The following is a 13,946-nucleotide window of genomic DNA, read 5'->3' as shown; positions in this document are numbered from 1 at the left end:
GGCACGCTCACGCACCTCGGGTGAGAACTTGTTCGACTTGCTCATGGCTCAATCCTCTCAGAGTGTTGAGCCTCCTCAAAACCCGGGTTGATTCAAGACCAGGCCGTCAGCATGAGTTTGCTGGCGGTCTTGGTTTTGGTTCATCGCCGATCTCTACGATGATGGACTCCCCAGCCCATGCGCAAGGGCATTGCCATCGGGAACCCGTCCGTGCAACTTCAAAGATGCCATGGGCGCTCGGCCCTCACCCTCACTTGATCTTCACCACGACCTTTCCCTTGGATCGTCCGAGGGCCAGGTAGTCCAATGCCTCCTTGGCCTGGTCGAACGGGAACACCCTGTCGATCACCGGTCGGACGCTTTCAGCCTTCAGCAGTTCTTCGATCTCGCCGAGTTGCTGCCCATCGGGCCGGACGAAAAGGAACCCGTAGTCCACGCCCTTCTGTTTCGCCTGCTTCATCAGCTTGCGGCTCATCAGACCGAACACGAACTTCAGGAAGAAGTTGAGCTTTTTCGCTTCCGCGAAGGCGGCGTCCAGCGGGCCGATGAGGGATACGATCCGGCCGCCTGACCTCAGGATGCCCAGCGATTTCTCGAGGGTGTCTCCCCGGACGGTGCCCAGCACACCGTCATACCCACGCAGGACGTTCTCGAACTCCTGCTTCTTATAGTCGACGATCTCGTCGGCACCCAGGCCACGAACGAGTTCGATGTTGCCTGTGCTCACGGTCGTGCCGACCTTGGCGCCAAGCTGATGTGCCAGCTGGATCGCGAACGTGCCGATGCCGCCAGAACCCGCAGGAATGAACACCTTCTGGCCGCGCCGCAGGTTCATTCGCTCCTTCAGCGCCTGCCACGAGGTGAGGCCCACCATGGGGATGGAGGCTGCTTGTACGAAGTCAAGGTTGGTCGGCTTCAATGCGGCAGCGCGCTCCGGCACGGCCGCGAATTCGGCGAGTGAGCCCCTGCCCAGGTCGAAGATGCTCGCGAAGACCTCGTCACCCGGCTTGAAGCGGGTCACCTTGCTCCCCACCTCGATCACCACGCCGGCCAGGTCGCTGCCCAGCACTGCGGGCAGCTTGAAGCTCATGACCGGCTTGAAGGTACCCACCGGGATCATGTTGTCGATGGGGTTCAGGCCTGCCGCATAGACCTGCACCAGCAATTCGTCGGGCTGGAGCGTGGGGCGGTCGATGTTGGAGAAGCCGATGTCGGGCGACTTGCCGTAGCGCTTGAAGGTGAGAGCTTTCATGTGCGTTTCCGTGTTCTGGCGGGGGTGATGGTGTGAGGTGAGGTGCAAGCACTCGGGCATCGCCTGGCACTTTGGCCGAGGTCAGTCCGGTGGTTCAACGGTCCTGTCGGCTTGCTCCACCTGGAGGCGGGCTCGGGTGTCCACAGGTGCTGCCGGCCGTGACGGGCGTGCTCAGGCACGTGCGCGCAAGCGCTTGGTGCGGAAGGTGCCCCAGCCACTGGCGATCACCGACTTCAGGAACGCGGCCAAGCCGCTCTCGTCGGGCCTCGGCGCCTTTCCCTTGCCGATGCGCCGGAGTTGCCGCGTGTACCAGACGATCTCCATCAGACCCATGCGGTCGATGGCCTTGAGGCCGGAGCTGATGGGGCGCACGTGCTGCGCGCTGTCGCGCCCCTGCAGCAGCGACGCAGGCGCATCGGGGTCGATGGCCAGCAAGCGCGCCAGCCCGACGACGTCCAAGGCGCCGCTGTGCAGCGCCGCATTCATGCCAGCAGCGGTACGGAAACCACCGGTGACCATGAGCGGCACCTGCGTCGCGCCGCGCGCCTTCTCTGCAAAGCCCAGGAAATAGGCCTCTCGTGCCGCCGTGGACGCCTTCCTGGTTTCCTGCATGATGCCGCTCATCGCCGGAGCCTCGTAGGTGCCGCCGGAGACCTCGATCAAGTCGATGCCGGCATCGGCCAGTGCGCGAATGGTGTCGAGCGACTCCTCTTCGGTGAAACCGCCCCGCTGGAAGTCGGCCGAGTTCAGCTTGATGCCGACCGGGAAGCTGGCCCCCACCTGACGTCGAATCTCTGCGTACACATCCAGCACGAAGCGACGGCGCTTCTCGGGCGTCCCACCCCACGCATCGTCGCGGCGGTTGTGGTGCGGCGACAGGAACTGGTTGATCAGATACCCATGGGCCGCGTGGATTTGCACGCCGCTGAATCCCGCTTTTTTGCAGATGGCGGCTGCGCGACCAAAGCGCTCGATGATGTCCTGAATCTCGGCGGTCGTGGCTTCGCGAGGCGTCTCGAAGAATGCCGCCATGTCTTGGCGAAACGGCACGGCCGACGGGGCGAGGTTGACCGCATTCAAGCCCTTGGGTGACTGCTTGCCCGGGTGATTGAGCTGCGCCCACAGCGCAGCCCCCTGCGCCGTTGCCGCCTGGGCCCAGCGCGTCAGGACGGGCAGGTCCGACTCGTCTTCGATGACGACGTTGCCAGGCTCCCCCAGCGCCCGCCGGTCGATCATCACGTTGCCCGTGATGATCAGGCCCAGACCGGACGAGCCCCAGCGGCGGTAGAGCTCCACGAGCGCTTCGGTCGGGCGGTTGCCGTAGGTGGCCAACGCTTCGCTCATGGCGGCTTTGGCCAGGCGGTTGCGAAGTACGCCGCCATTGGGCAGGCGCAGGGATTGGTTCAGCAGGTTCGCTTCCATCAGCTGCCTCAGAATGCGGTGCGGTTGTAGGGCGAGATGAGTTTCGGGGGCTGCAGCAGCGCGCTCAAGCCCTGGAACCACATCACCTCCTGGAAGTCACCGCTGATGGTCAGGTCCTTGCTGCCCAAGGCGCTCAGGAAGGCGGTCTGGCCGTCCTTGGCGGACAACACGTCAAAGCCCTTGCCGGGACTGCTGAAGCTGAAGGTGAACGCCGGGTTGGCGGCGAGCCCGGCCGACGAGCGGATGCGGCCGCCGTCAAGCACGTAGTACCGGCCTGAGCCTGAAGCTGTCCGGATTTGAAAGACCAGGTGCTTGTAGGCGACGTAGCGCGCCACATCGGCGTTGCTGCGAATCTTGCGATTGAGAATCTGGGCGAAGGCCCAGAGAAGAAACTTGAACTTCAGCATGGGGGACTCGTCGGGTGGGCGGGGTGGGCCAGCCAGCAGGCGGTACGCGCTACTCGCTGAGGAACTGGATGGCGTGGCCCAGGAACCGCTGCGGGTACTGGAACTGCGCGCCGTGACCAGCGTCGGGGTAGATGAACAGCTGGGCGTTCGGCAGGTTGCGAGCCATGTAGAACGAGTTCACCGTCGCTACCATCACGTCGTGCACGCCGTTGAGGATGAAGGTGGGCTGTGTGATGCCGCGGAGGTAGGCGAACGGGTCATCGTCCTTCAGCCGCGGCAGGTAGTGCATGTTGGCTTCGATCTGTGCCTTGGCGACGTCGGGAGACGACGGCGGGTCCTGCTCCACGCGCTGGTGCCGACGCTTCCAGAACTCCCGCCCCGCCCGTTGCGCCTGTGGCGAGCGCCCGAAGAACAGGTACTGGAAGTCTTCCAGGCTGGGGACAGGATGGACGGCCGTTTCCAGCACCTGAGGCTCCATCTCGGGGTCGCCACCGCGCGGCCCGGTGCCAAGCAGCATCAGCTTGCGCACCAGCTTCGGGTGGCGCCAGGTCAGGTCCAGCGCCTGGAAGCCCCCAAGAGAGAAGCCGAGCACGTCGATCTGCGACAAGCCTAACGCCCGGACAAAGGCCGCCGCGTCGTCGGCCATGTCCTCGATCCGTGTCCGTGGCACCCCGGTCGAAGACGCGACACCGCGACCGTTGAAGAGGATCACTTCCCGACCATCGGCCAGGCCATCGGTCATCAGCGGGTCCCAGTGGTCCATGCCACCCCGGAAGTGTTGCAGCATCAGCAGCGGCGGCTGGCCCGTGTCGGCGTTGCCCCAGCGCCGATAGGCGAAGCTGGCGCCGTCCACGTCGAGGAAGCGGGTGGGGGTGGTGAGATGGGTCTCGCTCATGCGGGCCTCCAAACTCAGCGGGACAGGAAGGACAGCGCCTTGGGCACGAAGTCCTCGTGGTACTGGAAGATGCCGCCGTGGCCAGCATCCGGGTAGATCACCAGCTGTGCGCTGGGCAAGCGCCTGGCGAGGTCGTAGGAATTCGACGTGGGCACCATCCGGTCGTTGTCACCATTGGCCACGAGAACTGGCTGCTTGATGACGGAGAGGTCCGAAGGGCGCTTCTCACCCCAGGCCTTCAGTGCCTGAAGCTGCGACACGTAGGCCCAGATGGCAATTTCGGCATCACGGTTGTCGGTCCGCTCTTGCAGTCGCGTCAGGAAGACCTGGCCGGCGGCGATACCGCCCGGGGTGCGCGTGAAAAACAGGTACTGCTTGGGGTCCTGACCGGTGAACGTCGCGCGGATCAGGTCGTAGTTCGCAACCCCTGCGACCGTGCTGATGCCTTCCCCGCCAGCGGGGCCAGTGCCCGCAAGGATCATGCGGCGAACCAGCGCGGGTTCCTTCAGCGCGATCTCCTGGGCCACCATCCCGCCCATCGAGAAGCCGAACAGGTCGACCTGCTGGAAGCCTTTGGCCTTGATGAAGGCGACGGCGTCGTCAGCCATCTGTTCGATGGTGTTAGCCGGAGTGCCGGTGGACGCGCCGACACCACGGTTATCGAATGCAATCACATGGTGCTTGGCAGCCAGTCCGTCAACGATGCGTGGGTCCCAGTTGTCCAGCACGGCCGCCAGGTGAGTCAGCAGGATCACAGGCGTGCCGCCGTTCTGCTGCCCGAGCTCGCGGTAGGCATAACTCACCTTGCCGACCGTGACGCTTTGCGTCGGGACGCTCCGCCAGGCCGGGGCTGTCATCTGCTGGCCCGAAGCGGGCATTGCGCCGGCTGCGCTGGAGTTGTCAGCGAGCGCGGAGGATGTCAACAGGACGCACGACAGTGCCAAGGCAGAGAGGGCTGATTTCGGAAAGCGTGTGGACATGAGCGATTCAGGGTGAGGAGTGGCAGGGGCTCAGGCCGGGAGGTGGCGGCAATCCCGAGCGCCGCTGAGAAAAAGGCGGTGTCGGTGGGCTGTTGGGGCGGTCAGCGCCGGAGGCTTGGCGGCGACAGACAGGCGCCGCATGTCGTTCTTCAATGCCTCTATGATGATGGGCATCATCCAAAAAGTCAATGTTTTAGATGATGGGCAAAATCATTAATCACCCAGTGCGTCACACTTCGCGAGCGCCCCGGCCGCCTTCAACCTAAGGTGCTTCGAAGATTGCGCAAGTGGTGGAGCCGTGTGCGTACAGCCTGCCGTCCGGCCCGACGATCCTGGCTTCCGAGGTGCCCACCTGTCGCCCTACATGAAGCGCTGTACCGATGCATCGCAGCGGGCCCGTGTTCACGCCGGCGGCCCTGACGATATGCACATTGATCTGACTGGTCGTATAGCCGCGACCGGGCGGCAGTTTGGTCTGCACCGCGCAACCAAGCGCGAAGTCCAGCAGCGTGGCGTACCAGCCACCGTGCACGGACCCTAGCGGGTTGTAGTGCTTCAACTGCGGTGTGGCCTGAAAAGTCGCACTCCCGTCGCCGAGTTCAACCAACTCGCAGTCAAAGGTGTCGGCCATGTAGGGATGGGGCAACTTCCCATCGAGAAGCGCCGTCATGACCTCCAGCCCTGACATGCCATGAATCTGCTGCCGGGTGGCCAGGCCGGCTTGTCCGCCGCCGCAAGCGAGTCGTCGAGCGCGCACCTGATCGAGTTGGGCTTGCCAGGCTTGCAATGTCGAGTCTGCATTGGCCTCCATGGGCACCTCCGGGGTCGTCGTGACAGGAAGAATCAGGGCGGCGTGGCTCACGGTGCGGTTGGGTAGCGCTCAGCCACATGCGCCTGCTGGATGCCCGACAACAGTTGCAGCCTCGCGCTCTCAAGCAAGCGCTCAGCGAGTGTGTTCAGGCGCACTTTGTCTCGGGCGACGATGACGAGGTCGTGGCCGCGCCGCGCAAAACCCTCCGCGTAAGCGGCACAAATGCCGGTGGATGCGCCGGTGATGAGGACTGAGTGACCTATAGACATGACACGACCTTCATAAAAGCTGGCCAGTCATTATGATGATGGGTGTAATCTTCAGTCAACGATTTGATTACGACCAGCATCAATATACAATCAACACCTCCTCATCCATCACCTCCACGTCGAGCGAGCATGAAAGTCACGAAGGCCCAAGCCCAGGCGAACCGAGCCCACGTTGTCGAAACCGCCTCCCACCTCTTTCGTGAGCGCGGCTATGACGGCGTCGGCGTGGCCGACCTGATGGCCGCGGCCGGATTTACCCATGGCGGCTTCTACAAGCAGTTCGGCTCGAAGACGGACCTGATCGCCGAGGCGACCGCCTGCGGAATCGGGCAGACCTTGGCATTGGCCAGCGGCGCTGACCCTGCCGAGTTCGTCAGCCAATATGTCTCGAGAGCGCATCGTGACCATCGTGCCGATGGCTGCACGTTGGCTGCCTTGGGAGGGGATGCGGCGCGGCAACCGGAATCCGTCAGGTCCGCATTTGTCGAAGGTATCGAAGGTCTGGTGGCGGGTTTGAGCCAGCACAGCCGTTTTTCGGATCTCGATCCGGAGCAAGCGCGGGCCAAGGTGCTCGAGATGCTGACACAGGCGGTCGGCGCCATCGTCATGTCCAGAGCCTGCCCGGACGATTCGCGCTTGGCGGACGAAATACTGGCCGTTGGTCGGGACGCAATCCTTGGGGCTTTGCCCGCTACCGCACCTGCCGAAACACCTCGACGTCGGCGCAAGGCCGCTTAAGGTTTTCTCCTGCAACGTGCGCTGATCTGCTGAGCGAGAGCCAGACGGTTCAGCGCCCAGGACCGCCCTCAACGGGCCGGGGTGAACCGTCGGATGCGCAGGACCAGCAAGGCGGCTACCAGGCAAGCTGCGCCCGCCGCAAACAGCGCCGGGTTGTAGGTGAGCAGCAGCGTGCGGGTCAGCCCCGCCCCGTACGCCGCTGCGGCCGCGCCGAGCTGATGGGCCGCGAACACCCAGCCGAACACCAGCCCAGCCTTCTCCTTGCCAAACGCCTGGGCCGTCAACTTGACCGTGGGCGGCACGGTGGCGATCCAGTCCAGCCCATAGAACATCGCAAAGAGCGACAGGCCATAGAGCGTGAAGGTCGAGAAAGGCAGCCAGAACAGCGACAGGCCACGCAGCGCGTAATACCAGAACAGCAGCTTGCGGTTGTCATAGCGATCCGACAGGTAGCCCGACAGCGTGGTGCCGACGAGGTCGAATGCGCCCATCATGGCAAGCACCGAAGCTGCGGGGACGGCTGCGAGGCCGTTGTCGCTGCACAGCGAGATGAAGTGCGTCTGCACCAGGCCATTCGTGCTGAGACCACAGATGAAGAAGCTCGCAGCGAGTACCCAGAAGGTCCGATGGCGAGCTGCCTCGGCCAGTATCGTGAACGGCGCCAGGAAGTTGAGTGGTGCGGCGGCAAGCGGCGCTTCCAGCGGCGCGTCAGCTGGCTCGCCGACCGGGCGAAGGCCGACGTCACGAGGTTGGTTGCGCATAAATAGAAGTGCCAGGGTGGCTACGCCGATGCAGGCGACCATGATCGGCAAGACCGCGTAGCGCCAGCCCATGTGTTCGATGATCCAGGCAGCTGCAGGCAGAAAGAGCAATTGGCCTGTGGCCGTACTGGCGGCGAACAGCCCGACGACCAGACCGCGGTGGGCCGTGAACCAGCGATTCGCCACCATGGCTCCCAGGACCAGGGCAGTGAGGCCAGTTCCACAGCCCAGCACAAGACCCCACAGCAGGAAGAGTTGCCACAGTTGCGTGACCTGAGTCGCCAAGCCCATGGCCACGCCGATGAAGCTTGCGGCGACCACCATGATCCGGCTCAGCCCGAATCGCGCGATGAACAGGGCAGCGAACGGCCCTAGCAGCCCGAACAGGGCAAAACGCACCGCAAAAACAGAGGCCAGTTGGTCGGTCGTCCAGCCAAATTCATGGCTCAGGGGCTGCAACATCGCGCCCGGCAGGCCGAGCGCGGCTGACGTGGTGAGCATCGCCAGGAAGGTGACAGCAGCAACAACCCACCCGTAGTGGACGCCACGCCGGCCCAAGGCAGCGGCAACAGGTTGAGCAAGCATGGATCACCTCAAACGATGTAATTGCAACCATTGTAGATACAATAATCCAATGCCCGCACCGAAGTTGACCCTGCCCGCTCCCGGACTCCTAGCGCCCAAGGGCTGCAGCAGTCTCAAGCTCCGTCAGTTGTCGCGCCGAGTGAGTCAGCTCTTCGATGCTGAGGTCGGCAGTGCAGGCCTCAAGACCACGCAATATTCACTGCTCTCGCATGTCGTGAGGCTCGGGCCCGTGCGGCCGGGCCAACTGGCCGCTGTGTTGGAGATGGATGCGTCGACGCTCACGCGTAACCTTCAGCCCCTGATCGCTCAAGGGTGGGTGCAGATCGGCCCCGGGGATGACGCCCGCAGCCGCCAGGTTCAGGCCACGTCTGCTGGCCGCACCAAACAAGCCCAGGCCCGAAAGGCCTGGCAGCGGGCGCAACAGGAATTCATTGAGCGCATGGGGGCCGAGCGCGTCGCTCGGCTTCATGCGGTCATCGACGAGTGCCTGGGACTGCTGCAGGAGACCGTCGACGCGGACGAATAGCCCTGCCGCGAGACGTGAGGGTCACCGCTGCGAGACCATCATCGCCGTGGCTCGGGGGTGAAGTCCCTATGAAGGGGGCTGGCGTCGTGAGGATCGTTTCAAGGGGGCATCGTCGTCTGCCTTGCCCCCTTCAAGCGAGCCCATACCGGCGCATGGTCGGACGGGCTGTCGCGTCCCCGCTCATCCTTGTCCACACCGGCGGCCCTCACCTGCAGCGCTGAACTGCACAAGATGTGGTCGATGCGCAGGCCGGCGTCTCGTTCCCAGCGACGGCGTCGGTAGTCCCAGAAGGTGAAGGGCGGCGGGTCTGCGGGATGGGCAGCCCGAATCGCGTCCGTCCATCCTTGATCAAGAATGCGATTGAACGCTTCGCGAGATTCCGGCTGAAGCAAGGCGTTGTCTTGCCATGTGTCAGGCTTGTAGATGTCCTGATCCGTCGGGACCACGTTCCAGTCGCCGAGCAGCACGACCGGGTGTCCGGTTGCCCAGAGTGTTTCGGCACGTTGGCGCATCCGTTCCATCCATGCCAGCTTGTAATCAAACTTCGGGCCTGGACAAGGATTGCCGTTGACCGCATACAGACACCCGAACAGAACGCCTTTGATGGCGGCTTCGATGTACCGGGCTTCACGGTCCTTGGGATCGCCGGGCAGCGCGGTGAGCACGGGGAGTGGTTCCTGCCCGCGCGCAAGCAAGGCCACGCCATTCCAGCTCCGCTGGCCCTGCACCATGCAGTGGTAGCCAGCTGCCGCCAGCGCCTGAGTCGGGAAGTTGTCCGTGGGGGTCTTCAACTCCTGAAGGGCCACCACGTCCGGCTTGCGCGATTCGAGCCAGGCAAGGAGCTGGTCCAGCCGCTTCAAGACGTTGTTGACGTTCCAGGTGGCGACCAGCACCGGGTCAACGCTTCTTGTCTTTCAGATGTGCCTCGACGGCCTCGGCGCTCGTGCCTACGGCGGCGACCGCGCTTTTCAACTCGTCGGGCGTCACGCCGAATTTCTTGCTCCAGTCGCGCAGTTCGTAGTCCTCGCGGATGTTGATGCGGGTCCTGTCCTGGCCGCCCACCTTGGATTTGTTGTCCATACCGGTCTCCTAGAGTTGTGCAGAGGTCGTGATGGACAAGTGGCAAGAAGCTTGCCTACCGGCGTCGGGCGCGGCTCATTCGTCAGCATCCGTCAGGGCACCGTCGGTCCTGGGGCTGGACGCCAGCCACTCGCGCGGCGACATGCCCACCCGTTGCGAGAAGACTCGAGAGAGCGCCGAGGGATTGGCATAGCCGAGCTCATCCGCCAACTGCTTGATGGACCGCCCCCGCTTCAGCTGCTGCTGAGCGAGGGACAGCCGCCAATCCGCCAGGTACGCGGCAGGCGCTTGTCCCACCGCCGCCTTGAAACGGCTGGCGAATGAACTCCGGGACATGCCTGCGACTTCCGCCAGGTCCTGCAGCACCCAGAGCCTGCCGGGCTCGTCGTGCATCGCCCCAAGCGCCCGTGCGAGCTTCGGGTCGCACAGCCCCGCCATGAGTCCCTGCTGAAAAGAGCCGGCGGTCGGATGGTCGACCAGCCATCGCAGCAACTGGATCAGCACGACTTCGAACAGCCGGTCTGCCAATACACGTTGGCCGCAGCGAAGCTGCTCCGTCTCTGCAAAGAGCAGCGTCAAGGAGAGCTGCAGCCCCTCAACGCGATTGATGGGAAGTAGAACGAACGAAGGGAGCGCGCGAACCAGCGGATGAAGGTCGCCTCCTTCAAATTCAATTTCCGCGCAGGTGAAATCCGAACCCTCGACCGGCGGATTGCGGAATTCGTGCGGCACGGGTCTTGGATAAAAGACCAATGAGGGTTCGGTGACCTTCACTCGCCTGGGCAGTCCGGTGTCTTGGTGACGCACCTCCAGCGTTCCGCAGCGCATCAGGTGGAGAAAGCCGCGGCCAGGCTTTGCGTCGAAGATGCTGACGCCACAAAGCGGACCGTTGTGGAAGAGGCGGGCCCGCACGCGGAAGTTTTCCAGGAGCGTGGACAGACGGTCGACAGCAGCGGCGTTGGGGCTCATTTGGACGAATGGATATGTTCCTTGTACGGAACGGATCCAATGGTACAGGGTTCAGCCGCACACTGACTTCCAGGGCAACAAGCCCTTTTCAACCACCTCGAAAGGAAGTCATATGTCCCGCATTCAACTCATTGCCCCCGCTGAAGCTCAGGGCGAACGCAAGGCACTGCTGAGCCAGATTCACGGCGCATTCGGTGCCACACCGGCCATGTTCCGCGCCGTCGCCAATTCACCGGCAGCACTGAAGAGCTTGTGGGGCAGCTTCGGCGCCCTGGGTGGTGGCGTCATTCCGGCAAAGCTGGGCGAGCAGATCGCTGTGGCGGTGGCCGACCGCAATCGCTGCGAGTACTGCCTGGCGGCACACACGATGCTGGGCCGCAAGGCCGGCGCGACCGCGGAGGAAATGTCGGCAGCGCAGGCGGGGCAGTCGGATGACCCGAAGACAGCGGCTGCATTGCGCTTCGCGTTGAAGTTGGTGAATGACCGGGGCGACGTCGGCGACGAAGACATCCACGCATTGCGTGAGGTGGGGTTCGACGATGAGGCCATCGTCGAGATCCTGGCACACGTGGCGCTGAACCTGTTCACGAACTATGTGAACGTTGCGTTTCAAGTGCCGGTGGACTTTCCGGGTGTGAAGCTGAGAAAGAGTGCTTGAGTGACGAGGGGGCCTTCGCCAAATGCTGATAGGCTCCCATTTCCAGATTCATCGATACATTCATGAAGACTACAACCCGCGCTTTCATTGCGATGGCCAGTATTTCGATCGCTGGCACTGTTCTGTCTCCCGCATGGGCAGTCGAAGCTGGACCTTTGAAGTCGGCGGTGTCCTGCATCAAGGACAGCGGCTTCAAGGTCATTCAGGAAAACCGGTGGCCCGCAGGTCAAACTGGTCGGGTTGTGGATACGCCGGTCGGTCAGGCGCGAGTGTCCGTGGTCGACGGATTTCGGTTGCTGCTCGGTGATCCCAGCGGGGTGTTGAGCATCAATCTGAAGGTCGAGGAGTCCGACACATCGTCGGCGCCGAAGGACCGTGAGGTCATCGAGGCGCAGATGCGAAAGCTGAGTGTCCCGTCGGCCCCGCTGACCGTGTCCAGTCACGGGCAGGTGGAAATGCTCGGGCTGACTCAGCCTGACCTGAAAGGCAATGGGCCGCTGGCGTTCTATACCTTGTTCAATTCCTCTCAGCGCTTGGTGGCCTCCGCCTACCTGCTGAATGGGGACAAGCGACAGCGGCTGTATGACACCTATGAGCAGTTCCTGGCAGGAAAAGAGGCTGCGCTTGCAACGATTGCTGGCTGTTTGGAATCCGCGGGGTGACTTAGACACTCATTCCTTTGATTCTGCATTTCATCGCAATCAAACGTCGGTGCATCCCGATGGACTGCACACTTCGCAGTGTCCTGACTGACCGTTTGCACACATGCGCTCACTTCAGATTCCAGCCGTTGCCCTCCTGTGCCTGCTGATCAGCCCCGCCCACGCCGGCACGTCAGCGACCCCGGCTGCCATGGCTGCGTATGCCGACCAGCTGCTCGACCAGCAGAAGGTCAGCGCCGAGACCCCGGGCTTCACCGTGCTCGTCGCACGGGGTGATCAGCTGCTCTACAAGGGCGCACGCGGCATGGCCAGCATTGAACTGGGTGTGTCGATGCAGCCGGATCAGGTGCTGCGCGTTGGGTCAGTCACCAAGCAGTTCGCCGCGGCCATGCTGCTCAGGCAGATAGACGAAGGCAAGGCGTCTCTCGACGATCCGCTCTCAAGATTTCTGCCGGATTACCCGAGCGGCAGCAGGATCACGCTGAGACAGTTGCTCAACCATACGTCGGGCGTGAAGAGCTACACCAGCATTCCAGGCTACATGGGCAACCCCGTGCGACGGGACCTGAGCACGTCGGAGCTGATCAATGAGTTCAAGGATCTGCCTGTCGATTTCGCGCCTGGGGAGAAGTGGGCCTACAACAACTCCGGTTATGTCCTGGTCGGTGCGGTGGTGGAGGCTATTGCAGGACAACCCTGGTTTCAAGCCATCGAAAGCCAGCTGCTGAAGCCGGCAGGTATCACCAGCGTGCATTACGAGGCCAGCGACAAGCTGTTCAAGGGCATGGCCCACGGCTACACCTTCAACCAGACCGGCGCGCCGGTGCCTGCGGGCTTGCTCAGCATGACCCAGCCACATGCGGCGGGTGCGCTGATCTCCAATACCGAAGGACTGTGGCGATGGAATCAGGCTCTGCATGGCGGCAAGCTGCTGAGCCGCGCCAGTTACGAACGGATGACGACGCCGGAGGGCGCTGCGAAGGCGTCCCGATATGGCTTCGGCATTGCATCGGTCATGCTGCGTGATCAGGTGATGCTGATGCACACCGGCGGCATTCACGGATTCTCCTCCGTGCTTGATTACCTGCCGGCGAGCAAGACCACGGTGGTGATCCTGCGTAACAGCGATGGCGCCTCTGGCGCGCGAGACAGCATGCTGGCGCAGAAGTTGGCGGCGTTTGCCATCGGTGAGCCCTTCCCGGACGTGGTGCCCGTGGAAGTGCCGGTGGTGCAACTGAAGACCGGCGAAGGGGTCTACCGCCTTGACGACCGGCAGACACGCACGCTGCGTCTGCGCGATGGGGGGCTCACCAGCCAGCGAAGCGGGAGCGGCGCACTGCCGCTCATTCCTCTGGGGGACGACCGGTTCGTATTTCAGGACTCGACTTCCGAGTTGAAGCTGGAACGTGGATCCGACGGCAAGGTCATCGCTGTGCGGGTCTTCAACAATGGCGAGAAACAGGGCGAGCGCTGGGTGCGAAGCGGGGAACTACCCGCCGAGCCGGTATTCATGACCCTGAATCCGGCCCAGATGGATCTGCTGGTGGGGGACTACGCCAGCCCCCAGTTCAGCATCCGGGTGTTTGTCGATGAGCGCGGGAGACTCATGGGTCAGGCGCCCCGCCAGCCATCATTTGAACTGCAGGCCAAGACGCCGCGGCAGCTGCTGATTCCACAAGTCGGTGCTCAGCTTGACTTCAATGGCGATGACGGCAAGGCGGCGTCGGTGACGCTCACGCAGGGCGGGCAGAAGCTGGTGATGCAGCGCAGATAGGGATGGGTCGTTGGAAGCGCAGCGCTATCGCGGGGAAATTCGTTGCGATTCCGGCGATTGACTCGCAGGCGTGGCATCTTCTCAAATAAGAGCAATTCTCAACAACCGCTAGAATCCACCCCCAAGGGGCTCAGCCAACCGTTGTGGCGGACTAGCC

At 63.2% G+C, this 13,946-nt stretch carries 15 protein-coding genes and 1 pseudogene; 5 read left to right on the top strand and 11 right to left on the bottom strand.

The window, feature by feature from the left end; all coding sequences use genetic code 11:
* Window positions 1-250: 250 nt before the first annotated feature.
* The 7 genes and pseudogenes from FHS28_RS14125 to FHS28_RS14095 form a co-directional block, all read right to left on the bottom strand.
* Entirely contained in the window at window positions 251-1,252 is a 1,002-nt protein-coding gene (locus FHS28_RS14125) for an NADP-dependent oxidoreductase (protein WP_088451461.1), read from the bottom strand.
* Between the two features lie 171 nt (window positions 1,253-1,423).
* Entirely contained in the window at window positions 1,424-2,674 is a 1,251-nt protein-coding gene (locus FHS28_RS14120; RefSeq protein ID WP_088451459.1) for an NADH:flavin oxidoreductase/NADH oxidase family protein, read from the bottom strand.
* An 8-nt stretch (window positions 2,675-2,682) separates the two neighbouring features.
* A complete protein-coding gene (locus tag FHS28_RS14115; RefSeq protein WP_088451457.1) occupies window positions 2,683-3,081 on the bottom strand; it encodes a helicase in 399 nt (132 codons plus the stop codon).
* Window positions 3,082-3,130: 49 nt separating this feature from the next.
* The gene (locus tag FHS28_RS14110) at window positions 3,131-3,976 is read right to left on the bottom strand and encodes an alpha/beta fold hydrolase (RefSeq protein ID WP_088451455.1); all 846 of its coding nucleotides are present in this window, start codon (window positions 3,974-3,976) and stop codon (window positions 3,131-3,133) included.
* Between the two features lie 14 nt (window positions 3,977-3,990).
* Complete coding sequence (locus tag FHS28_RS14105) at window positions 3,991-4,854, bottom strand: alpha/beta fold hydrolase (protein WP_375140752.1); 864 nt, start codon at window positions 4,852-4,854, stop codon at window positions 3,991-3,993.
* A 364-nt stretch (window positions 4,855-5,218) separates the two neighbouring features.
* Window positions 5,219-5,767 carry a PaaI family thioesterase gene (locus FHS28_RS14100; protein WP_088451567.1) on the bottom strand — a complete coding sequence of 183 codons (549 nt, stop codon included), beginning with the start codon at window positions 5,765-5,767 and terminating at the stop codon, window positions 5,219-5,221.
* A gap of 113 nt (window positions 5,768-5,880) precedes the next feature.
* Window positions 5,881-6,036 (bottom strand): annotated as a pseudogene (locus FHS28_RS14095) (SDR family NAD(P)-dependent oxidoreductase); the annotation flags it as partial.
* A 129-nt stretch (window positions 6,037-6,165) separates the two neighbouring features.
* Here FHS28_RS14095 and FHS28_RS14090 point away from each other — a divergent pair.
* Complete coding sequence (locus FHS28_RS14090) at window positions 6,166-6,774, top strand: TetR/AcrR family transcriptional regulator (protein WP_088451451.1); 609 nt, start codon at window positions 6,166-6,168, stop codon at window positions 6,772-6,774.
* A gap of 68 nt (window positions 6,775-6,842) precedes the next feature.
* Here FHS28_RS14090 and FHS28_RS14085 read toward each other — a convergent pair whose 3' ends face one another.
* Window positions 6,843-8,120 carry an MFS transporter gene (locus FHS28_RS14085; RefSeq protein ID WP_088451449.1) on the bottom strand — a complete coding sequence of 426 codons (1,278 nt, stop codon included), beginning with the start codon at window positions 8,118-8,120 and terminating at the stop codon, window positions 6,843-6,845.
* 49 nt (window positions 8,121-8,169) lie between these two features.
* Between FHS28_RS14085 and FHS28_RS14080 the strand changes: the two genes are divergently transcribed.
* Window positions 8,170-8,646, top strand: coding sequence for a MarR family winged helix-turn-helix transcriptional regulator (locus tag FHS28_RS14080; protein WP_088451447.1), 477 nt, complete (start codon window positions 8,170-8,172; stop codon window positions 8,644-8,646).
* 98 nt (window positions 8,647-8,744) lie between these two features.
* Here the strand turns inward: FHS28_RS14080 and xth are convergent, their stop codons facing one another.
* From xth to FHS28_RS14065, 3 genes are all read right to left on the bottom strand, one after another.
* On the bottom strand, window positions 8,745-9,539 hold the full coding sequence (xth, locus tag FHS28_RS14075) for an exodeoxyribonuclease III (RefSeq protein ID WP_088451445.1): 795 nt from the start codon (window positions 9,537-9,539) through the stop codon (window positions 8,745-8,747).
* Between the two features lie 4 nt (window positions 9,540-9,543).
* Window positions 9,544-9,726 (bottom strand): DUF3606 domain-containing protein, encoded by a 183-nt coding sequence (locus tag FHS28_RS14070; protein WP_088451443.1) that lies wholly within the window; start codon window positions 9,724-9,726, stop codon window positions 9,544-9,546.
* Between the two features lie 75 nt (window positions 9,727-9,801).
* The gene (locus FHS28_RS14065; protein ID WP_088451441.1) at window positions 9,802-10,695 is read right to left on the bottom strand and encodes an AraC family transcriptional regulator; all 894 of its coding nucleotides are present in this window, start codon (window positions 10,693-10,695) and stop codon (window positions 9,802-9,804) included.
* 112 nt (window positions 10,696-10,807) lie between these two features.
* Here FHS28_RS14065 and FHS28_RS14060 point away from each other — a divergent pair, with 112 nt between their 5' ends.
* From FHS28_RS14060 to FHS28_RS14050, 3 genes are all read left to right on the top strand, one after another.
* On the top strand, window positions 10,808-11,353 hold the full coding sequence (locus FHS28_RS14060; protein ID WP_088451439.1) for a carboxymuconolactone decarboxylase family protein: 546 nt from the start codon (window positions 10,808-10,810) through the stop codon (window positions 11,351-11,353).
* 62 nt (window positions 11,354-11,415) lie between these two features.
* Complete coding sequence (locus FHS28_RS14055) at window positions 11,416-12,015, top strand: hypothetical protein (RefSeq protein ID WP_184294840.1); 600 nt, start codon at window positions 11,416-11,418, stop codon at window positions 12,013-12,015.
* 103 nt (window positions 12,016-12,118) lie between these two features.
* Window positions 12,119-13,789 (top strand): serine hydrolase domain-containing protein, encoded by a 1,671-nt coding sequence (locus FHS28_RS14050; protein WP_088451435.1) that lies wholly within the window; start codon window positions 12,119-12,121, stop codon window positions 13,787-13,789.
* The last annotated feature ends 157 nt before the right edge of the window (window positions 13,790-13,946 follow it).

The sequence above is a fragment of the Roseateles terrae genome (genome assembly GCF_014192155.1).
Taxonomy (GTDB): Bacteria; Pseudomonadota; Gammaproteobacteria; order Burkholderiales; family Burkholderiaceae_C; genus Roseateles; species Roseateles terrae.
Note: the sequence above shows the minus strand (reverse complement) of the source record. Positions and strands in the feature narration are given on the sequence as shown.